Source organism: Nonomuraea sp. NPDC050404, assembly GCF_040655495.1.
Classification (GTDB): domain Bacteria; phylum Actinomycetota; class Actinomycetes; order Streptosporangiales; family Streptosporangiaceae; genus Nonomuraea.
This window is the reverse complement of sequence record NZ_JBFAKB010000001.1, coordinates 922,451-947,023: the sequence shown is the minus strand read 5'-3', so window position 1 is coordinate 947,023 and position 24,573 is coordinate 922,451. Positions and strand designations below refer to the sequence as shown.

Annotated in this window: 20 protein-coding genes; 9 read left to right on the top strand and 11 right to left on the bottom strand. The window is 70.9% G+C overall.

What is annotated here, in order from left to right; genetic code table 11:
- Positions 1 to 23: 23 nt before the first annotated feature.
- Entirely contained in the window at positions 24 to 944 is a 921-nt protein-coding gene (locus AB0I81_RS04175; protein WP_360649556.1) for a carbohydrate kinase, read from the bottom strand.
- 151 nt (positions 945 to 1,095) lie between these two features.
- Here AB0I81_RS04175 and AB0I81_RS04170 point away from each other — a divergent pair, with 151 nt between their 5' ends.
- The 4 genes from AB0I81_RS04170 to AB0I81_RS04155 are packed head-to-tail and all read left to right on the top strand — an operon-like array spanning position 1,096 to position 4,925.
- Positions 1,096 to 2,082 (top strand): sugar ABC transporter substrate-binding protein, encoded by a 987-nt coding sequence (locus AB0I81_RS04170; RefSeq protein ID WP_360649553.1) that lies wholly within the window; start codon positions 1,096 to 1,098, stop codon positions 2,080 to 2,082.
- A gap of 11 nt (positions 2,083 to 2,093) precedes the next feature.
- The gene (locus AB0I81_RS04165) at positions 2,094 to 3,056 is read left to right on the top strand and encodes an ABC transporter permease (RefSeq protein ID WP_360649550.1); all 963 of its coding nucleotides are present in this window, start codon (positions 2,094 to 2,096) and stop codon (positions 3,054 to 3,056) included.
- Entirely contained in the window at positions 3,053 to 3,883 is an 831-nt protein-coding gene (locus AB0I81_RS04160) for an ATP-binding cassette domain-containing protein (protein ID WP_360649547.1), read from the top strand. Before AB0I81_RS04165 ends, AB0I81_RS04160 begins: the two co-directional genes overlap by 4 nt.
- A gap of 34 nt (positions 3,884 to 3,917) precedes the next feature.
- A complete protein-coding gene (locus AB0I81_RS04155; protein ID WP_360649544.1) occupies positions 3,918 to 4,925 on the top strand; it encodes a LacI family DNA-binding transcriptional regulator in 1,008 nt (335 codons plus the stop codon).
- A gap of 152 nt (positions 4,926 to 5,077) precedes the next feature.
- Here AB0I81_RS04155 and AB0I81_RS04150 read toward each other — a convergent pair whose 3' ends face one another.
- Positions 5,078 to 6,760: a PQQ-dependent sugar dehydrogenase gene (locus AB0I81_RS04150; protein WP_360649541.1), complete on the bottom strand. Its 1,683-nt coding sequence runs from the start codon at positions 6,758 to 6,760 to the stop codon at positions 5,078 to 5,080.
- A gap of 204 nt (positions 6,761 to 6,964) precedes the next feature.
- Here AB0I81_RS04150 and AB0I81_RS04145 point away from each other — a divergent pair, with 204 nt between their 5' ends.
- Positions 6,965 to 7,729: an SMI1/KNR4 family protein gene (locus AB0I81_RS04145; RefSeq protein ID WP_360649538.1), complete on the top strand. Its 765-nt coding sequence runs from the start codon at positions 6,965 to 6,967 to the stop codon at positions 7,727 to 7,729.
- A gap of 98 nt (positions 7,730 to 7,827) precedes the next feature.
- Here the strand turns inward: AB0I81_RS04145 and AB0I81_RS04140 are convergent, their stop codons facing one another.
- Positions 7,828 to 10,404, bottom strand: coding sequence for a hypothetical protein (locus AB0I81_RS04140; protein WP_360649535.1), 2,577 nt, complete (start codon positions 10,402 to 10,404; stop codon positions 7,828 to 7,830).
- Positions 10,405 to 10,489: 85 nt separating this feature from the next.
- Here AB0I81_RS04140 and AB0I81_RS04135 point away from each other — a divergent pair, with 85 nt between their 5' ends.
- The gene (locus AB0I81_RS04135) at positions 10,490 to 10,759 is read left to right on the top strand and encodes a hypothetical protein (protein WP_360649532.1); all 270 of its coding nucleotides are present in this window, start codon (positions 10,490 to 10,492) and stop codon (positions 10,757 to 10,759) included.
- Positions 10,760 to 11,035: 276 nt separating this feature from the next.
- Here AB0I81_RS04135 and AB0I81_RS04130 read toward each other — a convergent pair whose 3' ends face one another.
- Both AB0I81_RS04130 and AB0I81_RS04125 read right to left on the bottom strand, forming a co-directional pair.
- Entirely contained in the window at positions 11,036 to 11,863 is an 828-nt protein-coding gene (locus tag AB0I81_RS04130; protein ID WP_360649529.1) for a PIG-L family deacetylase, read from the bottom strand.
- An 11-nt stretch (positions 11,864 to 11,874) separates the two neighbouring features.
- On the bottom strand, positions 11,875 to 13,284 hold the full coding sequence (locus tag AB0I81_RS04125) for a tetratricopeptide repeat protein (protein WP_360649526.1): 1,410 nt from the start codon (positions 13,282 to 13,284) through the stop codon (positions 11,875 to 11,877).
- Between the two features lie 93 nt (positions 13,285 to 13,377).
- On the opposite strand from AB0I81_RS04125, the gene AB0I81_RS04120 reads away from it, so the two are divergent.
- Positions 13,378 to 14,196 carry a DUF1206 domain-containing protein gene (locus tag AB0I81_RS04120; protein ID WP_360649523.1) on the top strand — a complete coding sequence of 273 codons (819 nt, stop codon included), beginning with the start codon at positions 13,378 to 13,380 and terminating at the stop codon, positions 14,194 to 14,196.
- Between the two features lie 112 nt (positions 14,197 to 14,308).
- On the opposite strand, the gene AB0I81_RS04115 is transcribed toward AB0I81_RS04120, so the two are convergent.
- The 5 genes from AB0I81_RS04115 to AB0I81_RS04095 all read right to left on the bottom strand — a co-directional run bounded on the left by AB0I81_RS04115 (position 14,309) and on the right by AB0I81_RS04095 (position 20,161).
- Positions 14,309 to 15,400 (bottom strand): glycerophosphodiester phosphodiesterase, encoded by a 1,092-nt coding sequence (locus AB0I81_RS04115; protein ID WP_360649520.1) that lies wholly within the window; start codon positions 15,398 to 15,400, stop codon positions 14,309 to 14,311.
- Positions 15,401 to 15,473: 73 nt separating this feature from the next.
- A complete protein-coding gene (locus AB0I81_RS04110) occupies positions 15,474 to 16,493 on the bottom strand; it encodes a methyltransferase (protein WP_360649517.1) in 1,020 nt (339 codons plus the stop codon).
- 316 nt (positions 16,494 to 16,809) lie between these two features.
- On the bottom strand, positions 16,810 to 18,417 hold the full coding sequence (locus AB0I81_RS04105; RefSeq protein WP_360649514.1) for a GMC oxidoreductase: 1,608 nt from the start codon (positions 18,415 to 18,417) through the stop codon (positions 16,810 to 16,812).
- Positions 18,414 to 19,085 carry a carboxymuconolactone decarboxylase family protein gene (locus AB0I81_RS04100; protein ID WP_360649511.1) on the bottom strand — a complete coding sequence of 224 codons (672 nt, stop codon included), beginning with the start codon at positions 19,083 to 19,085 and terminating at the stop codon, positions 18,414 to 18,416. The genes AB0I81_RS04105 and AB0I81_RS04100 overlap by 4 nt, the downstream gene beginning before the upstream one ends.
- On the bottom strand, positions 19,082 to 20,161 hold the full coding sequence (locus AB0I81_RS04095; RefSeq protein ID WP_360649508.1) for a dihydrodipicolinate reductase: 1,080 nt from the start codon (positions 20,159 to 20,161) through the stop codon (positions 19,082 to 19,084). Before AB0I81_RS04095 ends, AB0I81_RS04100 begins: the two co-directional genes overlap by 4 nt.
- A 281-nt stretch (positions 20,162 to 20,442) precedes the next feature.
- Between AB0I81_RS04095 and AB0I81_RS04090 the strand changes: the two genes are divergently transcribed.
- On the top strand, positions 20,443 to 22,488 hold the full coding sequence (locus AB0I81_RS04090; RefSeq protein WP_360649505.1) for an ATPase: 2,046 nt from the start codon (positions 20,443 to 20,445) through the stop codon (positions 22,486 to 22,488).
- 34 nt (positions 22,489 to 22,522) lie between these two features.
- On the top strand, positions 22,523 to 23,815 hold the full coding sequence (locus AB0I81_RS04085) for a hypothetical protein (protein ID WP_360649502.1): 1,293 nt from the start codon (positions 22,523 to 22,525) through the stop codon (positions 23,813 to 23,815).
- Here AB0I81_RS04085 and AB0I81_RS04080 read toward each other — a convergent pair.
- On the bottom strand, positions 23,754 to 24,572 hold the full coding sequence (locus AB0I81_RS04080; protein WP_360649499.1) for a glutamate ABC transporter substrate-binding protein: 819 nt from the start codon (positions 24,570 to 24,572) through the stop codon (positions 23,754 to 23,756). The two genes, AB0I81_RS04085 and AB0I81_RS04080, sit on opposite strands and share 62 nt — an antisense overlap.
- Between the last annotated feature and the right edge of the window lies 1 nt (position 24,573).

Sequence of the window (24,573 nt, the reverse complement as noted above, 5' to 3'; positions counted from 1 at the left end):
GCGTGAATCCCGCCCCGGGCCGCTCAGAGCTGGTCGGCCCAGGGCGGGTTCGCGCCCGCCACCGCGCACGTCAGCGCCGACACCCGCGCCGCGAACTCCGCCGCCGCCACCGCGGTCTCCAGGTCGAGCCCGTCCAGCCGGCCGCCGAGCAGTCCCTTGGCGTCCAAGGTGTGCAGCAGCCCGGCCGTGAACGAGTCGCCCGCGCCGACCGTGTCCACGACCCGCACGGAGGGCGCGGCGACCGTGGCGCGCTCGCCGTCCACCGACACCAGCGCCCCGGCCGCTCCTCTGGTGACGACGACGAGCCGGGCGCCGGCGGCGTGCCAGGTGTCGCAGGCGTGCTCCGGCGGCACGCCGGGCAGCAGGAAGTCCAGGTCGTCGTCGCTGAGCCGGAGGATGTCGGCGAAGGAGCACCAGCGCTCGACCCGGTAGTCGTCCTTCGCGGCCAGGCTGGGCCGGACGTTGGGGTCGATCGAGACCGTGGCCCGCGCGGCGGCCGCCCTGGCGAACTCCTCGACCGCCTCCCCGCCCGGCCCCTTGACCAGCGCGATCGAGCCGGTGTGCAGGCAGGAGGAGCCGCCGAGCCTGGCCAGGTCCAGTTCCTGCGGCGTCCACTGCCAGTCCGCCGTGCCGGTGGCGTAGAAGGTGTAGTCGGCCCGCCCGCGCTCGTCGAGCGCGGCGACGGCGAGCGTGCTGGGCTCCTCGGCCGTCACGCAGGCCGACAGGTCCACGCCGGAGGCGGTCAGGCGGTCGCGGAACAGCGTGCCGAACACGTCGTGCGAGACGCGCCCGAGGAAGCGGGCAGGCGTGCCGAGCCGCGACAGCGCCACCGCCGTGTTGGCGGGCCCGCCCCCGGCCCACACCCGCAACGCCAGCCCTCCATCACCGGCGTGCTGCTCGTCGGTGATGGCGTCGGCGACGCACTCGCCCAGCACAGCGATCATCGGGCCTGCCTTTCGTGAGGACGCGTTGCCGACTTGTTACGGCTCAGGGGCATTGACGTTTCCCGAATCGGAGTTCATCATCGCAGCACAGCCGATGTCAACGTTGACATATGTCATCGTTGACATTGAATCCCCCCTGATAGGAACCGCCATGAATGCGAAGTTTCCGGCCGGACTCCTCGTCACCGCACTCCTGATCACCGGCTGCGGCGCAAGCGGCGGCGGCCAGAGCGCCTCCGCCACCGCCAAGGTCGGCCTGATCACCAAGACCGAGACGAACCCCTTCTTCGTCAAGATGAAGGAGGGCGCGCAGAAGTCCGCCCAGGCCAACGGGCTGGAGCTGATGAGCGCCGCGGGCAAGTTCGACGGCGACAACGCCGCCCAGATCACCGCCATCGAGAACATGGTCGCCGCGGGCGTGAAAGGCATCCTCATCACCCCGAGCGACACCAAGGCCATCGTCCCCGCGATCAAGAAGGCCAGGGACGCCGGCGTGCTCGTCATCGCCCTCGACACCCCCACCGAGCCGCAGGACGCCACCGACGCCCTGTTCGCCACCGACAACTTCAAGGCCGGCGAGCTGATCGGCCAGTACGCCAAGGCCGCCATGGCCGGCAAGCCCGCCAAGATCGCCACGCTGGACCTGGCCCCCGGCATCACGGTCGGTCAGCTCAGGCACGACGGGTTCCTCAAGGGATTCGGCGTCCAGGAGGGCGACCCGTCCATCGTCTGCTCCCAGGACACCCGCGGCGACCAGGCCAGGGGCCAGACCGCGATGGAGAACTGCCTGCAGAAGGCCCCCGACATCAACCTCGTCTACACCATCAACGAACCCGCCGCGCTGGGCGCGCACACCGCGCTCAAGGCCAAGGGCCGCGACAAGGACGTGCTGGTCGTCTCCGTGGACGGCGGCTGCACCGGCACCAAGGCCGTGGAGTCCGGCCAGATCGCCGCCACCAGCCAGCAGTACCCGCTGAAGATGGCCGAGGACGGCGTCAAGGCGGTGGCCACGTTCGCCAAGGGCGGCCAGAAGGCCACCGGCTACACCGACACCGGCGTCACGCTCATCACCGACAAGTCCGTCACCGGGGTCGAGGCCAAGGACACCGCCTTCGGCCTGGCCAACTGCTGGGGCTGAGGATGGCCGTGATGGAGGCGCCGCTGCCGCGCCGTCTGATCAGCACCCCCGTCGCCGGGCCGCTCGCCGCGCTCCTGCTGGCCTGCGTGTTCTTCGGCCTCAACAGCGCCCAGTTCTTCACCGGGTCCAACTTCTCCCTCATCATCCAGCAGGTCATGGTGGTCGGCACGCTGGCCATCGGGCAGACCCTGATCATCCTGACCGCGGGCATCGACCTGGCCTGCGGCGCGATCATGGCGTTCGGCGGGATCGTGATGACCAAGCTGGCCGTCGACTCCGGCCTGCCGCCGCTGCTCGCCCTGACCGCCGGGCTCGCCGTCTGCGCCGGGTTCGGGCTGGTCAACGGGCTGCTGGTGACGCGGATCTCGTTGCCGCCGTTCATCGTGACGCTCGGCATGCTGAACGTGGTCTTCGCCCTGACCCACATCTACTCCAATGAGCAGACGGTGACCGAGTTGCCCGCGCTGCTGACCTTCCTCGGCCAGACCTTCCAGCTCGGTCAGACGAACGTCACCTACGGCTCGTTGCTGACGATCCTGCTGTTCCTGCTGTTCGCGTACCTGCTGGGCTCCACCGCGTGGGGCCGTCACGTGTACGCGCTAGGCAACAGCCCCGAGGTGGCCCGCCTGACCGGTATCAGGACCAACCGCCTGACCGTCGGCGTCTACACCCTCGCCGGCCTGGTGTACGGCATCGCCGCCCTGCTCCTGGTCTCCCGTACCGGAGTGGGCGACCCGCAGGCCGGCCAGACCGACAACCTGGACAGCATCACCGCGGTCGTGCTCGGCGGCACCAGCCTGTTCGGCGGCCGGGGCCTGGTCCTGGGCACGCTCGTCGGCGCGCTCATCGTGGGGGTGTTCCGCAACGGCCTGCAGCTCATGGGCGTACCGTCGATCTATCAGACGCTCATCACCGGCGTCCTGGTGATCCTCGCCGTCGCCGTCGACCAGCTCTCCCGCAGGAGGATGCGATGACGCAGGAGGACGCGAAGACCACCCCGGTGCTTCAGGCGCGCGGCCTGGTCAAGCGGTACGGGCACGTGACCGCGCTCGACGGCGCCGACTTCGACCTCATGCCCGGCGAGGTGCTCGCGGTGATCGGCGACAACGGCGCGGGCAAGACGAGCCTGATCAAGGCGCTGACCGGCGCGGTGCAGCCCGACGCGGGCGAGATCCGGCTCGACGGGCGGCCCGTGCGCTTCCGCGACCCCCTCGACGCCCGCCGCCTCGGCATCGAGACCGTCTACCAGGACCTGGCGATCGCGGCCTCGCTCGACATCGCCACGAACATGTTCCTCGGCCGCGAACTGCGCAAACCCGGCCCGCTCGGCAAGATCTTCCGGATGCTGGACAAGAAACGGATGCGCGCGGAGTCGGCCAGGCACATGGCCGAGCTCAAGATAGGGCTGCGCTCGCTCACCCAGCCGGTCGAGACGTTGTCCGGCGGGCAGCGGCAGGGGGTCGCCGTGGCCAGGGCGGTGGCGTGGGCCACGCACGTCGTGGTCATGGACGAGCCCACGGCCGCGCTCGGCGTCAAGGAGTCCGGCCAGGTGCTCGACCTCATCAGGCAGGTCCGCGACCGGGGCACGCCGGTCGTGCTGATCAGCCACAACATGCCGCACGTGTTCGAGATCGCCGACCGCGTACACGTCCAGCGCCTGGGCCGCAGGGTCGCCGAGCTCAGCCCACGCGAGCACAGCATGGCCGAGGTGGTGGCCATCATGACCGGCGCGCTGCGGGTGTCGGAGGGCAAGGCCGTGGTGGCGGACGCGGACGCGGCGAAGGCGATCGGCCTGTCCTGAGCCGTCCTGATCAGAGGTGGCTAGCATGGGCCGAATGCGGCGTCCGACGATGACAGATGTGGCCCGTGAGGTCGGAGTGACCGCCAAGACCGTCTCCCGGGTGCTCAACGACGAGGGCCCGGTCGCCATGGAGACACGCGAGCGGGTCATGGCCGCGGTCAGGAAGCTGGGCTACCAGCCCAACCTCATGGCCCGCAACATGCGGGTGGGCGCCCGGGACGCCACGCTCGGCCTGGTCATCCCCGAACTGGGCAACCCGTTCTTCGGTACGGTCGCCGGCGGCGTCGAGAGCGTCGTACGCGCCCGCGGGCTCACGCTCATCGTCGGCTCGTCCGAGGAGTCGGCCGCGCTGGAGCAGTCGCTCATCGCCACCTTCCTGGCCCGCCGGGTCAGCGCCCTCATCATCGTGCCCGCCGCCGCCGGCGAGCACCGCCACCTGCGGGCCGAGCGGATGGCGGGGCTGCCGATCGTCTTCCTCGACCGGCCGGCCGTGGGCCTGACCGCGGACTGCGTGGTCAGCGCCAACCGGGAGGGCTCGCGGGCCGGCGTGGCGCACCTGATCGCGCACGGGCACCGCAGGATCGGCTTCGTCGGCGACCTGCCGGCCACCCTCTACACCCGCCGCGAACGTTTCCAGGGTTACCGCGACGCGCTCGACGCCGCCGGGCTGCCGTTCGACCGTTCGCTGGTGGAGAACGGGCACGACCAGGAGGCGGCGGCGCGGGCCACGGCGCGGCTGCTGGCGCTGGCCGAGCCGCCTACGGCGCTGTTCGCGGGCAACAACCTGGCCTCCACGGGGGCGGTGGTGGCGCTGTCGCGGGCGGGGCGCAAGGACGTGGCGCTGGTCGGGTTCGACGACCTTCCGCTGGCTGAGGCGCTCGACCCGCCGCTGACGGCGGTCGCCCAGGACGCGGCGGCGGTGGGGGCGGCGGCGGCGGCTCTCGTGCTCTCCCGCCTGGACGGCGATCGTTCCAAGGCCCGCAGGATGACCGTCCCGACGCGCCTGATCATCCGCGGCTCCGGCGAGCTCCTCCCTCAATGATCCCTCATCCTTTACGCGGTGCCGTGGTCCGCCACTCGCCGCACTTCGGCTGATGGCCCTCCAGGAAACGGCCGCTGAACCCGTCACCGGTGGCCCGCCGCTACGCGAGCCCAAGTTGCCCGGCTCCGTGGTCACCTCTCGGAGGCCGCGCGTCAGGGACTGGTACAGGTGTAGCCGGAGGGGACCTGGTTGTCGGGGGTGGGGCGGCGTACCTGGAAGCCGAAGGAGGTGCTCTGGCCGGGGGCGAGGGTGCCGTTGTTGCCGGTGCTTCTTGCCGTGATGGTCTGGCCGGCGGTGGTCAGCGTGGTGTTCCAGGAGCCGGTGAGGGTGTGGCCGGCGGGCAGCGTGAACCTCACCGTCCAGCCGTTCAGCGTGGTCGTGCCCGTGTTGGTGACCGTGACCGGCTGGATCACGTAGCCGCTGCCCCAGTCGGTCTGGGTCGTCGGCGCGACCGTGCAGCCGCCGCTCTGGGAGCCGGAGGTGGTGACCGTGGCCGTGTTCGAGACCGGGGACAGGTTGCCGGCGGCGTCGCGGGCGCGGACCTGGTAGCGGTAGGAGGTGTTCGCGGTCAGGCCCGTGTCGGTGTACGAGGTGGTCGCCGACGTGCTCACCTGCGTGAACGTGCCGCCCGACGTGCCGGGGGCGCGCAGGACGTCGTAACCGGTCACGCCCACGTTGTCGGTCGAGGCGGTCCAGGATAGCGAGGCCGTGGTGGCGGTCGTGCCCGGGGAGGTCAGGCTTCCAGGCGCGGTCGGCGGGGACGTGTCGGTGCCGGTCGTCGCCGGTGGGACGCGGACGATCCGGTCGTCCTGCGCCACGGGGGTGCCACGGCCGTCGCGGTTGCTGGTCGCCACCCAGAGCCAGCCGTCCGGCCCGACCGCCACCGCGCGCAGCCGCCCGTAGGCGGACTGGAACTCGGCCACCGGCGTGCCGGCCCCGCCGCTGCTCGTCAGGGGGACCGCCCAGAGCCGCTGGCCGCGCAGCGCCGCCGCGAACAACGTGTTGTTGGCGTACGCCAGGCCGCTCGGCGAAGCCTGCGCCGTCGTCCAGGTGACGATCGGGTTGCGGAAGGAGGGGTTGGAGCAGGTGCCCTCGCAGGTGGGCCAGCCGTAGTTGCCGCCCGCGACGATCTGGTTGATCTCGTCGGTGGTGTTCTGGCCGAACTCGGTGGCGTACATTCTGCCCTGCCCGTCCCAGGCCAGGCCCTGCACGTTGCGGTGGCCGTAGCTCCAGACGCGGGAGTTCGCGAACGGGTTGCCCGACGGGACGCCGCCGGTGGGCGTCATGCGCAGGATCTTGCCCGCCGGGGTGTTCAGGTTCTGCGCGTTGGCGGTGTTGGCCGCGTCGCCGGTGGCCACGTACAACATGCCGTCGGGGCCGAACGCGATGCGGCCGCCGTCGTGGATCGTCGCGCTCGGCACCCCGGAGAAGATCACCGGCTGTGTCTGCGGGGCGGTGAGCTGGAACCTGACCAGGCGGTTGTCGCCGCTGGTGCTGGTGAAGTAGGCGTACACCCAGCCGTCCTGCGCGTACGACGGCGAGACGGCGATGCCGAGCAGCCCGCTCTCACCCGAGGCGCTGACCCCGCTGATCGTGGCGACCGCGGCCGGCGTCTGCCCCGGGCGCACCCGCATGACGCGGCCGGTGTTCCGCTCGGAGACCAGCGCGCTGCCGTCCGGCAGGAACGCCATCGCCCACGGCACCTGCAGCCCGGTGACCGACACCTCCGCCCTGGCGAAGTCGAACCCGCCCACCACCTGGGCGTGGGCCTGCGGAACGCCGAGACCCAGGGCGAGCAGGGTCAGAATCAGGGCCTGGATGACACGGGCGCGCATGGCGGGCTCCTTGACCGGACGGATGTCAGCACCGTAAGCATCGCCGTAGTGGGATCTCAACCGTGTCGGGTGAGGTTTCGCGACGATCTGCGGTGACGACCGCCCCGCCGGTGAAACTTTCAACGACCCGGTGGGAACGCGGAATGTCGGTCGCCTCTGCTGAGATGTCCTCGCCGCGATCAATGAGAGGAAGGGCGGAGCAGCGTGGACCGTACCGGCTGGAAGGCGTTCCTGGAGCGCTGGAACGAGGAGCTGTTCATCGCCGGGGCGCAGCCGCACACGGAGCTGGGCAAGCCGCTCACCGACGGCTGGCTCGGCCACCCGCCCGCCTCGCAGGAGCAGGTGGCGGCCCTGGAGGAGCGGCTGGGGTGCGTGCTGCCGCCGTCGTTGCGGGAGTTTCTCCTGGTCAGCGATGGCTGGCAGATGTTTGGCTGCTTCGGCGGCGAATTGCGCGGCACCGGCGAGCTCGGCTGGCTGCGCGACCTGGACCGGATGTATGCGGAGGCCTACGACGAATTCGACGAATTCGCTGACGAGGCGGCCATCCTGCGGCGCGGGCTGATGCTCTCGCACGGGGCCGACGCGGGCGTGCTGTTCCTCGACCCCGGCGACGTCGATGAGGCGGGGGAATGGGCCGCCTACGAGACATACTCCTGGACGGCAGCGGGCCTGGAACGGCAGGGCTCCTTCCACGAGCTGATCCGTCACCTGTACGCCGGCTTTCACGCTCTGGAACGGCCCCAGTGCCAGACCCAGCGCGAGTGGGACGCGAAGGTCGAGCAGGCCCGCCTGGCCGTTCTGGCGGGCGGGGTGGACGGGCCGATGGCGGTGCTGGAGGAGGCCAGAGACTACGGCATTCCTGCCCGCCCTGTTCGCCGAGCACCGGCGGACCCACCACTGCGCCCGGTGGTCCACGCTCGAAGGGCTGCGGCAGTACGGCAGCGATGCGGTCAAGGAGCGGCTGGATAGGGCCGAAGGACGGCTGGGCAGGGCCGGGAGGCGGCGGCAGGGGCGGGAGGCGGGTGACCAGGCCGAGACGTGGGTGATAACGGGGAGGCGCCGGTCGGCTATCCGGTGGGCTTGTCTCGCGTCTTCGCCTCCTTCTCCGTCTCCTTCGCCTGCGAGTTCGCCTGTGAGTTCGCCTGTGAGTTGGCCTGTGGGTCGATATTGGCCTGGCTCGCCATCTGGTTCCGATACTTGTCGATCTCGTCGGAGATGTCGCAGGTCGGCACCTTCGCATTGAGGCGCCCGCACCGTCCGATCACCGAGATGGCCCCCGTGGGGGTGACGGTCGCGAGGAACACCGGTCGATCGATGGCCCGCCTGCCTGACGTGGTGTCCTGCTTGGACGTGGGTTCCTGCCCGAAGGTGAGCAGACCGCTGGCACCATCGAGGTCCCCGAGTTGCCCGAAAGCGGTGAGCAGGCCGCCGCGGTCGATGATGTGCTCACGCGGGTCATCGGTGTCGTCGTCCTGGAAGAGATAGGCGTTCTGGGCGGCCCGCATCATCGCCTCCGCGGCATCGTAGGCCAGCACGGCGAAGGTCGGCGACGGGTGCAGCTTGGCGGCGCCCTGGCTCTTCGGCAGGGCTGCGACGTAGCTTTCGAACAGGCCGTAGAAGGGGGCCGGAGTCAGGGGACGCTCCTGCTCCCAAGCCTCCTTCGAGGCCAGCGGCGTGTAATAGAGCTTGACGTCTTTCGTCGCAGCGATTTTGGCCCTGTTGTCGTCCACATACTCGGCGACGGCATCCCCGGCCAGAATCATGACGTCATCGCACACCGAACCGGACAGTGCCTCGAAAAAGCTGATGAATTGGGTCGCGCGCCCCGCGTAGTAGAACAGATCGGGGTACTGGACGCCCTCCCGGCAATAATTGTTCAGCCACGCGCGCACTTCGTTGGCGTCGCCGTAATATTCCGTGTCCGCAGTGCCGCCAAGTTCTCTGAACCTGGCGGCGAAGCGCTCCCCGATGTCGCGGCTGTAAAGGTCGGTGATGGACCTGTCCACGAAGACTTTCGCGGACTTGGCGGGACGCCCGAGCTTTCCCGAGCGCGCCCACAGAACGGAGATGTCGGCGATTTCGCTGCTGAGCGGGATCGTCGGCAGGTAGGAGGGCGAAGGGCGGCCCTTTTTCCTGCCGAGATCGTCGTAGGTCGCCGCGGTGCCCAGCATCGGGAGGAAGACCGAGGTGAGGCGGTTGATGGCGTCGTTGGTCCCGCTCCTGCTCTCGCCGAAGCCGATCGCGCCCACGATGGTCCTGTCGGTGCGCATCCGCTCCAGGATCGCGTCCGCGATGATCCCGCCGGACTCGAACCCGCTCCCCGCGTTGGCGATCAGGATCCGCATCTGGACGGTGCTGTCGTCGCCGCCCTCGTTGATGAGCTTCCGCTGCCGGATCGCCAGGCCCACGAGTTCGCCGTGCTCGTCCGTCAGGTCTTCGACGGCGGATTTCTTGGCGGTGGTCATCGCGCCGACATAGACGATCGTGACATGCGGTTGTCGCAGACCGTCGATCTCGTGATTGGCCTGCTGGATCTCCTTCGTCACGTCTTGGAGCCGATCATGGAAGATGTGGGCGCCGTCGGTGATGCCGATGCAGTCACCGTTGCTGGAGCGCCAGACTCCCTGGCTGCAATAGGCCGGCAACTGTGACCCCAGGACGGACGCGGGCAGCAGGAAGAGGCCGACGATGGCCGCTCTCGGCAGCCAGCGGTTGGCGAGCACCGGTGGACGGCGCGGCCGTTCGACGGAGACGGGCCTGGCCACCGCGTCCGCCGCCCGGGCGTCCTCGTCCCGGAAGTGCAGGCCGAGGTGCCGGACCTTGCCCAGAGCGCGGTTGGTCCGCAGGCTCCGCTGCCACTGGCTCCACAGCCGCTCGGCTTCGGCGACCCTGGCGGACGTCGGCGTCGCCGGACCCGTCTCCCACGCGATCGCGTCCATGTCCTGCGACGGGGCGAGGTGGATCACGAAGAGCGGGTCGGACTTCGGGATCCTGGCGCGCACCTGCTCGATCCGCCGCAACAGCCGCACACTGGCCTGCGGATCCGCGGCCGAATCGACGAAGAGGACCGGGTACACCGTCCTGACCCATGCGGCCCGCCGCGGGAACCGGAGCCGGCGCCGCTCGAACCCCTGGCGCAGATCCTCGAGGAAGGCGTTGACGAGGAGGAGCTGGATCTCTTCCGACTCCTGCCGGATCTCCGCGCGCAACCGGTCGCTGATCTCCGCGCGGCCGGATTCCGCCTCGACCTTGAGGCGCGCCTGCATGACGCGCTCCACGAACTCGCGGAAGTTCTGCGGGCGGTGCTTGGTGTTGTGTGACATGAAGTAGGGCTGCCGGATGAACCACCGATAGCGCCGCCATCCCGCCCAGCTCCGTGAGAGCAGCAGGACGTGAATGACGCCCAGGACGAAGGCCGAGGCGATGGCACCCAGACCGAAGGTCGGCCCGAGCCTGTCCGCGAGGGGCTTGCTGATGAGAGCAGCCGCCGCCGCGTACGCGCTCAGCGGCCCTTCGAAGTAGGCGCGCAGATTCTTCAGCAGGCCCCGATGCTCCATCTTGGAGCTGGGCCGCAGTTGCAGTTGCCGGCGCCGGATCTCCTGCGCGATGTGTTTGCGCATGCCCTGGTGCGGATCGCCGGGCAACTCCATGTCCAGGATCCAGTGCACCTGGGTGAACAGGGGAAATCGAAGCTGCGGCTCCTTGCTGGGGCCCGCGGAGGCGAAGTCCATGGCCGCCTTGAGCAAGGTCTCGCTCAGCGCGGAGCAGGGCTCACTCTCCGGTGGGCCGCCGTCCGCCTTCCCGCCGTTGCGCGACTCGGCCCAGGCGCTGGGCGTGCCCTTGCACCGGCCGTGCAGGATCTGCGCGAATTTGGCGGTGACGTCGTACGGGCCGAAAAGGGAGAGAATCGGGAGCGGCACGTCGCCTTTTCTGGCGCTCGGCCGGGTGCGCATGTTTTCAAACGTGCGGATGAAGCTCTGGATTCCCTCGGCCGCGTAATGATGACGTGTTTCGCCGCCGTCTGTGCGGGGGAACTCGGTTGCCTCGGTCACTGAGCGCTCCGTACGGGGACTGTCGGCGTCGCTGCCCAGTCCGGCGCGGATCTCAGCGCGCTCTGAAAGTATTTCGCATTCTGGTCCGGATACGGCTTGCCGACGATTTTCTCAAAGGCTGCTCCGGCGATGCTATCAGGGTATTCATGAAAGCATGCCGAATAAATCGGATGGCCATTTCCGATTTATTCGGCAAATATCTGCGTTTCGTGTGTTTCGCGCGTCAGGTGTCGCGCAGCCCCGCGAAGAGGTCCTCCTCGTGCTTCGGCGCGTCCACCTTGTTCAGCACCCGCTCGAACGCCTCGTGCGAGAACACCTGCTGCTGCGCCTCCTCCGGCATGCGCAGCAGGAAGATGTTCTCCCCCTGGCTCTCGTGCGCCTGCAGCGCCTTGAGCTTGCGCTCGACGTAGGGGGAGACGTCGATGACGCTGGTCACGCGCTCGTCGGGGGTGCCGAAGTCGTCGGAGGGCTCGAAGCCGCCGAGATCGGCGCCGCTGTCGCGCATCATCTCGAACATGCGCTTGATCGCCGACCGGGGGATGGCCGTGTAGTAGAACTTGTCGGGGATGCCCGTCCGCTCGACGGCGGCCGCCGTGATGCGGTGGGCCTGCACGTGGTCGGGGTGGCCGTAACCGCTGCCGCCCGTCTCGTCGTAGGTGATGACGACCTGCGGCCGGTAGTGCTCCATCAGCGCGGCCAGCTTGGCGGCGGCCGTCTCGACCGGGATGTTGGCGAACGCCTCGGGATGGTTGTTGGTCTCCCAGCCGACCATGCCCGAGTCGCGGTAGCCGAGCAGCTCCAGGTGGTCGATGCCCAGATGGGCGATCGACTCCTGCAGTTCGCCGAGCCGACGCCGGGCCACCGCCTCGTCGTCGTGACCGGGCTCGCCCGGCTTGAGGCCGCCCTGGTCGTCGCCCTGCTCGCCGTTGGTGCAGGTGACCAGGACCGTGCGGATGCCCTCTTCGGTGTAGCGGGCCAGAATGCCGCCCGTGCTGAGACATTCGTCGTCGGGATGGGCGTGCACGACCATCAGGGTGAGTTGCCGGTTCATGTGTGGAGAAACTACCGGGCCGCGCCGACAATTCCGGACCGGGCCAGTTCGCCGGCGCGATCGCGGTCGAGTGCCGCCGCCGCGCCGTCACCGACGACGTCGGCCAGGGCCGCCTTCTTGAGCCAGTTGTACGGGCTGCACGGCCGCACCCAGATCCGCTCGCTCACCAGCACCCTGGCCACCTCCCGCCGCCCCGCCCGCAGGGCCGACTCCAGCAGCGTGCGCTGCACGGCGTCGCGCTGCGCGTGGCTGCCGCCGAACTCGGCCACCCGGTGCCTGATCGGATGCAGCAGGTCCACCACCGTCCCGTAGTCCTCGCGGCCGTAGGCCACCAGCGCCCGGCACACCGGCAGCCCCACCCGCAGCGTCATGTCGTGGTTGGTGACCCCCGGATGCGGCCGCGCCACGTACGCCTCCCGTCCCGCGATCAGCCTCTCCGCCTCCGCGATCCGCCCGGCGCCCACGTACGACATCACCGCGTGCATGTCGTTGAAGGCGTAGAACGGCTCCGCCACCCGGGCCGGCCACGCCTCGGCCAGCGCCTGCCAGCGTTCGTGCTGGTCGGAGCCCTCCAGGTGGAGCCGCCACAACAGCGCCGCGGCGTCCAGCAGCTCCATGCTGGACCGCCCGCCCGCCAGCACCGAGTCGTAGATCGCCAGCACCCGCGGCAGGTCGCCGGTCTCCAGCGCGTACAGGCAGTAGTGCCACCAGGTGTGCACGTTGAAGAACGTGCCCGTGGACCAGTCGGCCACCCGGGCGTCGAGGTAGCGCAGGCCGTCGCCGAAGCGGCCCTGCATCTCGTAGGTGTGCGCCACCGCGTGCACGCCCCACACGTCGCGCGGGTTCAGCTCGACCGCGCGCAGCCCGACCTCCTCCGAGCGGTCGTAGTGCCCGGCCTCCTCCAGGCCGAAGGCGTACATGCCGAGCACGTGACCGAAGTGCGGGTCCTCCTCCCGCCAGGCGCTCAGCGCGCCGCCGATCCTGTCGCGCAACATCCGCGCGTCGCCGGTGAAGAAGTCGACCTGGTGCCCGGCGGCCAGCGCCAGGGCGTCGCGCGGATGCCCGGCCGTGATCTCGGCGAGCAGCGCCCCGCAGGTCAGGAAGTCGCCGCCGAGCAGCGCCCGTACGGCCGCCACGTGCGCCCGCTCGCGGGGCAGCAGCGCGCCCTGGTCGATCCCGCGCACGTACGCGCCGAACCGCTCCCGAGCCGCCCACGCGTCCTCGGCCTCCGTGGTCAGCAGCCCCAGATAGGCCGCCAGGACGTGACCCATCGCGAAGTCCGGCGACTCGGCCAGCGCGGCGCCCGACTCGGCCTCCACCTCGGCGCGGAAGTGCAGCAACTCCTCGATCGCCCGGTCGTAGTGCCGCACCCCTGCGGCACTCGCGCCCGACACCTCCAGGCCGTGCTGATCCTGCCTCACCGCATGAATGTAACCGGCCGGTCGGCGGCTCACACGCGTAGAAGCGCTTTTCCGGGGCACTCGAAAACCTTCCCGAAAACCTTGGGAGGAACGGTGAACACTGCGGAACAGGCTGGACGACAGGCCAGGCAGGCGACGCGGCAGGCGGCCGCGAGCCGGCCGATGGCCATGCTGACCCGGGTGGGCCTGGCCTGCCGTGGAGTGCTGTACGCGCTGATCGGCGTGGTGGCGCTGCAGATCGCCATGGGCGACGGCTCCCAGGAGGCCGACAAGGCCGGAGCCATCTCCACGCTCGCCGGGCTGCCCTTCGGGGCCGTGCTGTTGTGGATCATGGTGGCCGGATTCGTCGCGCTGGCGCTCTGGCAGGCGTCGGAGGCGCTGTTCGGCCACGGCAAAGCCCTCGAACGTGCCGAGTCGGTGGCGCGGGTGGTGGTGTACGGACTGGTCGTCACGACCCTGATCAGCATGCTGACCACGCACAAGGCGCCGTCCGACGACCAGAAGTCGCAGGACATCACGGCCAAGCTGCTGGACCTGCCCGCCGGCCCCGTCATCGTGGGCGCGCTCGGGCTCGGCCTCGTCGTGCTCGGCGTGTACTGGGTGCACAGGGGCCTGACGAAGGGCTTCAAGGAGGAGCTCGACCTCGGGCGCATGTCCCCGAAGGCGCGTACCGCCATGGAACGGCTCGGGCTCGGCGGGTACGTGGCCAGGGGTGCGATCGCCGCGCTGGCCGGGGTCTTCATCGGGCAGGCGGCGATCACCTACGACCCGGACAAGGCGGGCGGCATCGACGCGACGCTCAGGCAGTTCGCCGACACCCCGGCCGGTCCCTGGCTGCTCGCGGTGGTGGCGCTGGGGGTGCTGCTGTTCGCGGGGTACTGCTTCGGGGAGGCCCGCTGGCGCCGTACCTGATCGTGGTGAGGGAGGCGGGACGGTCCCGCCTCCGCGTCTCTTGATGGACGGTCCCGCCTTCCCACCCCCTGATGGTGGCGGGATCGTCGGTGGACGGTCCCGCCCGCGCGCCTCAGGAGCGGCCCGACACCACGGCCCTGCCCATGGCGGGGTCGTCGCAGAAGGCGCCGTCGATGCCCAGCTCCAGCAGCCGCGACAACCAGCCCATCACGTTCCCGGTCGCCCTCGGGTAGACGGGACTCGCCGGGTTGCCCTGCCGGTAGTCGGCGGGAAGCTGGGAGTTCTCGTTGCGTACCGTCCAGACGTGCACGTCCAGCCGCCTGCGGTGGGCGTCGGCGACGAGCGTGGTGGGCCGCGTGGTCGCGCCGGAGGCGTCCACCGGCACTACGCGCCGGGTGTCCACGCCGATCCCGTTCGCGTAACGCGCGACCTCGCGCAGGCCCTCCGGCTTGACCATGTCGTCGTAGGTGCGGGTGCTGCCGGAGGCCACCCAGTCGTAGGGCGCGCCGCCGAAGGTGATGAGCTGGATCAGCGGCAGCCGCGTCCGGCCGCGCAGGTCGCGCAGGTTCGCCGTCTCGAACGACTGGATGTAGGCCTTGCGCACCCGGTTCCTGTTCAGCACGTCGAGCAGCGGCTCCTCCAGCGACAGGCCGATGGAGTCGAAGTACGTGGGGTGCTTGGTCTCGGGGTAGACGCCCACGCCGTGTTGCAGTGCCAGCCGTACGACCTCCTCGAACGTCGGGATCTCGGCGAGCCCGTCGAAGGCGGTGTTGTCGGGGCGCAGGTCGGGCACGCGTTCCTTGGCGCGCAGCGTCTTGAGCTCGGCCAGCGTGAAGTCCTCGGTGAACCAGCCGGTGATCGGCCGGCCGTCCACGGTCTTGGTGGTGCGCCGGTCGGCGAACTCGGTGCGCGCGGCCACGTCGGTGGTGCCGGAGATCTCGTTCTCGTGCCTGGCCACCAGCACGTGGTCCTTGGTGGCGACCAGGTCAGGCTCGATGTAGTCGGCGCCCATCGCGATGGCGGCCTCGTACGACAGGAGCGTGTGCTCGGGCCGGTGGGCGCTGGCGCCCCGGTGGGCGATCACGATGGGGTCCTCGCCGCGGCGCTCGGCCGTGGCGGGAGGGGTCTGGGTCAGCACGACGGCGACCGTACCGCCGGCGAGCACCGCGGATAACACACTCGCGAGTAACCTGCGCATCGTCATGGGGCGCACCGTAGACCTCCTGGATGGACCGCGAGTTACGAACGAGCACACAGAGGTGGGCGGCTACGGACGATCAGGCGCGGACCGTCTCGATCACGCTGGTGGAAAGGGCCAGCTCGGCGACGTCCGTGACCTCCAGCCCGGCCTGCCGCAGCAGCGCCGTGTACTCCGACAACGAGCGCTCCCGCCCGCTCCCGAACACCCCCAGCATGCGCATGTCCAGTTCCTTGCCCATGTGCGGGCTGTCGTCGTCGGGCAGCACCATGTCCACGAACAGGATCCGCGCGCTGTCCGGCATCACCGCCAGCAGATTCTCGATGATCTTGATGGCTTCCGGGTCGTCCCAGTTGTGGATGACGTTCGACAGCAGGTACAGGTCGGCCTCGATCGGCACGCTCGCGAAGAAGTCACCCGTGATCACCCCGGCCCGGTCGCCCACCCCGCGCCCGGCCAGGTACGCCCGCGCCGCCGGCGCCGTGTGCTCCAGCTCCACCACCACGCCCCGCAGGTGCGGATGGGCGCGCAGGATCGTGGCCAGGATGTGGCCCTTGCCGCCGCCCACGTCCGCGATCGTCCTGGCCCCGGAGAAGTCGTAGCGCTCGGCCAGCGCCCGCGCGAACGGCCTGGAGCGCGCGTCCATGAACGCGTCGAACTGCGCCGCCAGCTCCCTGTCCTGCGCCAGGTGCCGGTAGAGCGGGCCGTACTTGCCGACGAACGCCTGCTCGCCCGTGCGCACGGTCTCGGTCAGCGTCATCAGCGCGTACATCATGGCGGGGTCCGCCGTGGTCAGCACGCCGGGATGCAGCGAGCGCGGATGGTCGGGCAGCAGGACGGCGCCGGTCTCGGTCAGCTCGTACGCCCCGGGCGAGGCCGACCGCAGCAGCCCGAGCCCGGCCGCCGAGCGCAGCACCCTGGCCAGCATGGCGGGCTCCGCCCCGCAGTGCCGCGCCAGTTCCTCCGCCGAGCGGGGGCCTTCCTTGAGCGCCTGGGGGACCTCCAGGCGGACGAGGGCGTACAGCGCGGCGAACCGCCACACGCCCCTGATGAGCTCCCAGACCGGTCCAGTGGGATCCGGCCCGTTCGGATGCGACATGGGAACTCCCTTCACGACAGGCCATGGATTGGCACGGCGGGCACGAGTGTGCAGCCGCCGATAATGCCGATCGCGTTACGCCTTATGGTCTTGCTCTTGGGGTCGGCGGGTGTTATCACCGGAGCCCCGCCGCAGGGACCAGGGCCGATGTGAGGGTGGCGGTAAGGGCACGCCTGTCGTGCCCCTCGCGGCTCCTCCGTCGTCCATGATTGCCGGCCCAGGCAAGATTAGCGGCGGGGTTTGCAATTTGTCATTACCGGGATTTGAAAATATTCGCGTAATACGGTCCGGTGCCTATATGGGGATTAAATCCCGGTCAAAGGTCGGTGGCGATGATGTGCTCGATGTTGCGCTCGGCGAGCGCCGTGATGGTGACGAACGGATTGACCGTCGTGTTGCCGGGGATCAGCGCGCCGTCGATGACGTACAGGCCCGGATAGGCCGTCAGGCGGCCGTAGCCGTCGGTGGCCCTGCCCAGGACGGCGCCGCCCAGCGGGTGGTAGGTCAGGTGGTCGCCCCAGATCTTGTAGATGCCGAACAGGTCGGTCCGGTAGATCGTCCCCTCCCTGGCGTTGATCCGGTCGAAGATCGTCTTGGCCATGTCGATCGACGGCTGTTTCCAGGCCGTCTGCCAGTTCAGCTCCACCCTGCCCGCCGCCGCGTTCCAGGTGAACTGCGCGCGGTGCGGGTTGGCGGTGATGGACAGGTAGAAGGAGGCGAAGGTCTCGATGCCGGTGGGCAGCGGGGCGACCTCGGCGAACGCGCCGCCCGCCGCCCAGTTGTCGATGCCGCAGCAGGGGATGGCGGACTGGAGTTTGCCGGTCGGGTCCCACAGGTGGTTGGCCCGGCCGCACATGACGTTGCCGTTGTCGCCCCAGCCCTTGCCGATCTCGCCGTTGAGGCGGGGCAGCACGCCGGTGGCCTTCAGTTTGACCAGGAGCTTGCTGGTGCCGACGCTGCCCGCGGCGAAGAACACCCGGTCGGCGGTCACCGTCTTGGTGGTGAGCGTGGCGCCGTCGGTGCCGAGCTGGTCGATGACGACCGTGTAGCCGCCGCCCGACGCGGCCGGGGCGACCGAGGTGACCCGGTGCAGCGGCGAGACCGTGACCCGGCCGGTGGCCGCGGCCCGGGCGAGGTAGGTGCGCTGCAGCGACTTCTTGCCGTGGTTGTTGCCGTAGAGGATCTCGCCGGCCAGCGCCGACCTGGGAACGGTGCCGGCCGCCTCCTGCTTCATGTAGTTCCAGTCGTAGACGTCGGGCACGAACACGAACGGGAACCCCGAGCGCTGGGCGTGCTTGCGGCCCACACGGGCGTACTGGTAGCAGTCGGTGGTGTCGAACCAGGCCGGGTCCACCGTGCCGACCCCGAGGGTGGCGTTGGCGCGCGGGTAGTAGGTGCCGTACATCTCGTCGGCGTTGACCGTGGGCAGGACGGTGGCGAAGTTCTCGCGTCTGGGCGTGACCGCCATGCCGCCGTTGACCAGCGAGCCGCCGCCGACGCCGCGGCCCTGGTAGACCGTGATGCCGCCGAACTCCTCGGCGTCCAGGATGCCGGTGTGGCGGGGGATGTCGCGGTCGATGGGGAAGCCGAGGAAGTAGTTGAGCGGCGCCTTGGTGCGCGTGCGCAGCCAGTAGGAGCGGTAGTCCGGCTCTCGCGTGTTGCAGAAGATCTTGCCGTCGGTGCCCGGGGTGTCCCAGGCCATGCCCATCTCGATCAGGTGGGTCTGCACGCCCGCCTGGGCCAGGCGCAGGGCGGCCACCGCGCCGCCGTACCCGGTGCCGATCACCAGGGCGGGCACCCGCGCGCCCGATACGATCGGGCCGCCGGCGCGGGCGGTGGCGGTGGCGGTGCCGCCGAGGGCGGCGGTGCCGAGCAGGGTGCCGGTCGCGGTCAGGAAGCCGCGGCGGGTGACGTCATCGCTCATCTCAGCGGCCTCGATTCCGGTTCCGACCGCGGCGAAGTGCCCACGGGACGGCCGGGGTCGGCGGTCAGGCCGTCAGGGCGGCCGGGGTCGGCGGTCAGGCCGTCAGGGCGGGCGGAGTCGGCGGACGGGCCGTCGGGGCGGCCGGGGTCGGCGGACGGGCCGTCGGGGCGGCCGGCGGGCGACCTGCCGCCCGAGCTGGGCAGATGGCAGGCGGTGTCCAGGCCCAGAACGCGGTTGAGTCGGCCGAACGACAGCCACGAGCCGAGGCACATGCTCAGCTCCACGATCTCCCGCTGCTGGTAGTGAGCGCTCATCCGGGTCCAGAACTCCTCGTCGAGGCCGTGGTGGTCCAGGGCATAACGTTCGGCGTACTCGGCGGCCAGCCGGGTGCGCTCGTCGAGGGCGTCGCTCGTGCGCCACCGCGTGACGGACTCGGCGAAGTCGTCCTCGACCTTGACCCCGTCCCGCTCCGTCCGCCAGTCCAGGCAGAACGCGCAGCCGTTGATCTGCGCGATCCGCAGCCTGGCCGCCTCGAACTCGCGCAGCCCGAGCGTCGTGTGCGAGTAGACCGCCAGCGAGAAGCGCGAGGCGGCGACGCCGATGCCGGGGATCATCTCGCCCCAGACATACTCGATGGCGTCCTTGCCCTCCGGGACGTCGACCCTCATACGCCTCTCCTTCCTAACCTGCCGATGGCCGGGCGCAATGGCACGTCCAGCGCGTCGTAGAGTCCCGGCCGGGCCTCCACGAGCCAGTCGATGGCCCCCACCAGGCGGCCCACGGCCGTGGCGTTGCCGCCCGCGGCCCGGTTGCCGTCCTCGTCGGTGGCCTCGACCGTGACCTCGATGCGGGGCCGCCCCTCGACGATCACCCGGTGTGACCCCGCGCCGGAGTGCGGTTGCGGCCAGTCGGGGGCGCAGGACGGGTGGATGCGGGTGACGTGCTCGATCACGATGCGGGGCAGCCCGCCCACGATGCCCAGCACCTCGAAGCGGACCGCGCCCTGGGTGCCCGACTCGAACACGCCCATCGCCGCGGTGGTGACCGTGTCGTCGAGCGGGCGGCGCGCCACGCTCTCGCGCAGTTCGTCCAGCTCCACCCCGAGCGCCCTGGCCATCAGCCGGATCTGGCCGCCCCACACCATGGAGGGCACCGTCGGGGCGAGCATCGGCGGCCGGTAGTCCATCGGCTGCCCCATGCCGACCAGGTAGCGCACCACGTCGGGCTGGTCGTAGGTGGTGTAGTCGAAGATCTCCTGGCAGCGTACGGCGTCCATGGTCGTCGCCAGCCCGCTGACCAGCAGCGGCAGGACGTCGTTGGCCCAGCCGGGATCGACGCCGGAGGCGAACAGGGAGCCGCCGCCGGCCTCGATGGCGGCCAGCACCGGCTCGCTGGCCTCGGGCGGGGCGCCGCGCCGGTCGTAGAGCGCGTACAGGGACGGGGTGACGACCACGGCGCCCGCGCGGATGGCGCGTACCACGTCGGCCAGGGCCTCGGCGGGGCGCAGGTCGCCGGAGGCGGCGTAGACGACGGCCCGGGGAGCGGCGGCCAGCGCCGCCTCGACGTCGGTGCTCGCCGCGACGCCGAGGCGGCGGCCGAGCCCCGCGAGCTCGCCCGCGTCGCGGCCCGCCTTGGCCGGATCGTTGACGAGCACGGCGGTCAGCTTGAGCGCGGGATGGGCCGCGACGGCGCGGATGGCGGCGCGGCCGATGTTGCCGGTACCCCAGACGATCGTGGACACCATGGGCGGAGCGTAGCAAGCGCTTGGTTTGGTGTACAGGGCCCTTTTTCGCCGCGTTTTCCGTGGTCGGAGCCGGGCTCGGAAATAAAACGGAATTAGCCGGTGATTGCGGAGAGACATTATGAAATGACCGCAACCCGGTCTGTTGTGTAGTCACTTTCTCACTTTTCGTGGCGGATACAGGCCGCGTCCGGCAAGCTGCTGACCAAGGGCGGCCCGTCGAGCCGGACAGGGTGAGAATCATGAATATGAGTGGGCGGCAAACCGGGAATCTGCCGCCGGAAATGACCAGCCTCGTAGGCCGCCGTGGAGAGCTGGCCCGGATCCGCCGGTTGTGCGGGGAATTCCGGATGGTGACGCTGACCGGAGTGGGCGGCGTCGGCAAATCCCGGCTCGCCCTGCGGGCCGCGGCCGTCATGCAGAAGGGCTACGGCGACGGCGCCTGGCTCGTGGCGCTGTCGGCGCTGGACCAGGGGGCGCTGGTGCCGCACACCATCGCCGAGACGCTGCCGCTGGCCGACCGCACGACCCGGCCCATGATGGACGTGCTCACCGAGTACCTCGTGGACCGGCACGTCCTGCTGGTGCTCGACACCTGCGAGCACCTGATCGACGACCTCTCGGGCACGGCCCGCGACCTGCTGGTCGCCGCCCCCGGGCTGTCGATCCTGGCCACCAGCCGCCGCCCGCTCGGCGTGCCGGACGAGCAGGTGCTGATCATCGACCCGCTGCCGGTGCCCGACTCCCGCGGCAAGGGCCCGCAGGAGGCGGTGGTGCTGCTCGCCGAGCGCACCGCCCGCTCCGTGCCCGGCTTCGCCGTCACCGACGGCAACCGGGCCGACCTGGCCCGCCTGTGCCGCCGGCTGGAAGGGCTGCCGCTGGCGATCGAGCTGGCCGCGGCCCGGCTGCGCGAGCTGCCCGCCGCCGAGTTGTGCGAGCGGCTCGACGACCGCTTCGCGATGCTGGGCGACAGCGAGGCCGAGGTGGCCGACGCCGACCCGCCCTGGCACCAGGCGCTGCGCACCGCGATCGGGTGGAGCCACCAGCTCTGCACGCCCGAGGAGCGGCTGCTGTGGGCGCGGGCCTCGGTGTTCGCGGGCAGTTTCGACGACGTGGCCGCCATCGAGGTCTGCGCCGACGCGCTGCTGCCCGCCGAGATCCTCCCCGCCCTGCTGGCCGGGCTGGTGGACAAGTCCATCCTCATCTGGTCACCGACCGGCGGCGGCGAGCGTTACCGGATGCTGGACACCATCCGCGAGTACGGCGCCATCTGGCTGGGCGCCCTGGGTGAGCAGGAGGAACTGCGCCGCCGGCACCGCGACCACTTCCTGATCATGGCCCGCCGCGGCGACGCAGCCTGGCTGGGTCCCGGCCAGGTCGCCCTGAACGACCGCACCAACGTCGAGCACGACAACCTGCGTACCGCGCTCGACCACTGCCTGACCAACCCGGCCGACCACACCGCGCTGGAGCTGGCCGCGGCGCTGTGGTTCTTCTGGTATCCGTGCGGGTTCCTGCGGGAGGGCCAGCACTACCTGGAACGCGCCCTGGACCGTGACACCGGGCCCAGCATCGTACGCAACCGCGCCCTGTGGGTGTGCAGCCTGACCCTCATGGTGCAGGGCGACCCCACCGCCGGCATGGTCTACGCCGCCGAGTGCGCGGGCACGGCCGAGCAACTCGGCGACACCGCCGCCGCGCTCGCCGCCCAGGCCATGGTCATGGCCGCGGCCACCATCAGGGGCGACCTGGCGCTGGCGCTGGCGCTGGCCGACAGCCTGCTGGCCGTGCACCGGCCCGAGCACGGCCTGACCCTGCCCACGCTGCTGGCCCGGCTCTGCCAGAGCCACGTGCACACCGCCCACGGGCGCGTCGAGGACGCCGTCAAGGCGCTGGAGGAGATGTGCGCCGAGTGCGACAAGCACGGCGAACGCTGGATGCGCGCCTACGCCGACCTCTTCCGCGCCCAGGCGGAGCTGTCGCTCGGCCGGTGCGACGCGGCGCAGACCTTCGCCCGCTCCGCGCTGGAGATGAAGCACCGGCTGCACGACAACATCGGCATCGCCATGGCACTCGACGTGCTGGCCTGCGCCGCGTCCGCCTCGGGACAGGGCGAGCCGGCCGCCCGCCGGCTGGGCCTGGCCCAGCAGGTGTGGGACACGATCGGGCGGGCTCAGCTCGGCATCCATGAGTGGGTCAGCGCCCGCAGGACGTGTGAGCTGGAGGCGCGGGCGGCAATCGGTGACCGGGCCTACCGGGCGGCCTTCCGCACCGGGTACGACACCGAGCTGGAGGCCGGGATCGCGCTCGCCCTCGACCCTGGGACATGAGCCGCACCCGCGCCCTGGCACTACGATCGGCGGGATGCCGCAGTCCCGCATCCGCCGCGTCCTGCGCTGGTCGCGCCGGTTCGCCGCCGTCGTGATCAGCCTGTGCGCGCTCGCCGGGGCCGTACGCCTGGTCGTGCCCGCCACCGCCGCCGGCCCCGGCGGCGAGCCGCCCGGCGTGCGCCGCCAGCTCGCCTTCCTGCGCTCGGCCCTGGACGCCGGCGCGGGCGGGCAGGCGCAGGCGCTGTTCCCCGAGGGCTACTTCTTCCTGCACGTCCTGTACGGCCTGAGCTGGGTCGAGCTCGGCCACCGGGACAAGGCGGCAGGCCAGGACGCGCTCCGGGAGGCCCGCTGGGCCCTGTCCCGGCTGGACTCGCCGCAGGGCCGCGAGCCGTTCAGCCCGGACCTCGAACCCGCCTACGGCGTCTTCTACCGGGGCTGGTGCAACTGGCTGCGCGGCGGGGTGCTGAGCCTGCAACCGGCAGACCGGCGCGACCCCGCCGAGCTGCGCCGCTTCACCGAGGACTCGGCGGCGCTGGGGCGGGCGTTCGACGCCTCGCGCTCGCCGTACCTGGAGGCATACCCCGGCCAGTCCTGGCCGGTCGACTCGACCGTGGCGATGGCCTCGCTGCGGCTGCACGACGCGGTGGCGGGCACGCCCGGCCACGCCGCCACCGCCGCCCGCTGGGTGCAGCGCACGCGCGCCCGCCTCGACCCGCGCACCGGCCTGATCCCGCACAAGGCCGGCGGGCCGGGCGAGCCGGACGAGGTGGCCAGGGGCACCTCGCAGAGCATGATCCAGCGCTTCCTCGTCGAGATCGACCCGGCCTTCGCCGCCGAGCAGTACACCCGCTTCCGCGACCGCTACGTGGTGGCCCCGCTCGGGCTTGGCCCGGCCGTGCGGGAGTACCCGATCGGCATGAACGGTCCGGGCGACGTCGACTCCGGGCCGCTCCCGCTGGGGGTGAGCCTGTCGGCCACCGCGGTCACCCTGGGGGCCGCCCAGGTCCACGGCGACGCCGCGCTCGCCGGCGCGCTGGCCAACTACGGCGAGCTGGCCGGGCTGCCGGTGGGCACCCCGTGGACCAAACGGTACGCCTTCGGCCTGATGCCCATCGGCGACGCGTTCCTGGCCTGGTCCAAGACCGCCCGCCCCTGGGTGGGCGCCGGCCCGTCCGCCACGCCCCCGGCGAGCGTGCCGTGGTGGTGGCGCGTTCCCCTGCTGATCCTGCTGGCCCTCGTCGGGATCGTGCCCTGGACCCCCGCGATCAGGCGCCGCCTGTCCCGGCGCGGGTGGCCGGCTTGGCGGACTCTGAGGTGGCGCCGCTGATGCCGATGGTGGCCATGTAGGCGCGGTCCCACTCCCCGCCGCGCAGCCACCGCCCGATCAGCCCGTTGAGGTAGTCGCGGAAGGCCGTGTCCTGCTTGGGGACGCCCATCCCGTACGGCTCACGCCCGAACGGCTTGCCGACCAGCCGCAGCGTGTCGCGATGCTCGGCCAGCAGCCCGAGCAGGATGGTGTCGTCGGTGGTGAGCGCGTCCACCCGGCCGGCCACCAGCGCGGGCACGCAGTTGCTGTAGGCGTCCACGATCTCCAGGTCGGCGCTGGGCACCGTCTGGCGCAGCCGCTCGATGGAGGTGGAGCCCGTGGCGGTGCAGACCGTCTTGCGGTCCAGGTCGGACACCCCGTTGATGGTGGCGTCGCCCACCCGCACCAGCAGGTCCTGCCCGGCGATGTAGTAGGGGTCGGTGAAGGAGACCCGCCGGGCGCGCGTGTCGGTGATCGAGTACGTGGCGATGACGAGGTCCACCACACCCTGCTCGATGAAGTTCTCCCGCTCGCGCGAGACGGTCTCCACGAAGCGGATGTTGCGCTCGCTGCCGGTCAGCTCCTTGGCCAGCAGCCGGGCCATCTCCGCGTCGAACCCGGTGATCCGCCCGCTGGACGGGTCCTTGTAGCCGAACATCGGCTGGTCGAACTTGATGCCCACGGTGAGGACGCCGCGCTCCTTGATCCGGGCCATCGTGGAGCCTTCGGGGAACGTCTGCTCCTGGCCGCAACCCGCGGGCAGAAGGCAGAACGCCACC

Excerpts from the sequence above, each read along its gene's own strand:
- AB0I81_RS04135 (WP_360649532.1), top strand. The coding sequence starts at position 10,490 with ATGGCCGCCTTGAGCAAGGTCTCGCTCAGCGCGGAGCAGGGCTCACTC.
- AB0I81_RS04165 (WP_360649550.1), top strand. The coding sequence starts at position 2,094 with ATGGAGGCGCCGCTGCCGCGCCGTCTGATCAGCACCCCCGTCGCCGGG.
- AB0I81_RS04175 (WP_360649556.1), bottom strand. The coding sequence starts at position 944 with ATGATCGCTGTGCTGGGCGAGTGCGTCGCCGACGCCATCACCGACGAG.
- AB0I81_RS04160 (WP_360649547.1), top strand. The coding sequence starts at position 3,053 with ATGACGCAGGAGGACGCGAAGACCACCCCGGTGCTTCAGGCGCGCGGC.
- AB0I81_RS04090 (WP_360649505.1), top strand. The coding sequence starts at position 20,443 with ATGACCAGCCTCGTAGGCCGCCGTGGAGAGCTGGCCCGGATCCGCCGG.
- AB0I81_RS04150 (WP_360649541.1), bottom strand. The coding sequence starts at position 6,760 with ATGCGCGCCCGTGTCATCCAGGCCCTGATTCTGACCCTGCTCGCCCTG.
- AB0I81_RS04115 (WP_360649520.1), bottom strand. The coding sequence starts at position 15,400 with ATGACGATGCGCAGGTTACTCGCGAGTGTGTTATCCGCGGTGCTCGCC.
- AB0I81_RS04155 (WP_360649544.1), top strand. The coding sequence starts at position 3,918 with ATGCGGCGTCCGACGATGACAGATGTGGCCCGTGAGGTCGGAGTGACC.
- AB0I81_RS04110 (WP_360649517.1), bottom strand. The coding sequence starts at position 16,493 with ATGTCGCATCCGAACGGGCCGGATCCCACTGGACCGGTCTGGGAGCTC.
- AB0I81_RS04130 (WP_360649529.1), bottom strand. The coding sequence starts at position 11,863 with ATGAACCGGCAACTCACCCTGATGGTCGTGCACGCCCATCCCGACGAC.
- AB0I81_RS04105 (WP_360649514.1), bottom strand. The coding sequence starts at position 18,417 with ATGAGCGATGACGTCACCCGCCGCGGCTTCCTGACCGCGACCGGCACC.
- AB0I81_RS04085 (WP_360649502.1), top strand. The coding sequence starts at position 22,523 with ATGCCGCAGTCCCGCATCCGCCGCGTCCTGCGCTGGTCGCGCCGGTTC.
- AB0I81_RS04100 (WP_360649511.1), bottom strand. The coding sequence starts at position 19,085 with ATGAGGGTCGACGTCCCGGAGGGCAAGGACGCCATCGAGTATGTCTGG.
- AB0I81_RS04095 (WP_360649508.1), bottom strand. The coding sequence starts at position 20,161 with ATGGTGTCCACGATCGTCTGGGGTACCGGCAACATCGGCCGCGCCGCC.
- AB0I81_RS04170 (WP_360649553.1), top strand. The coding sequence starts at position 1,096 with ATGAATGCGAAGTTTCCGGCCGGACTCCTCGTCACCGCACTCCTGATC.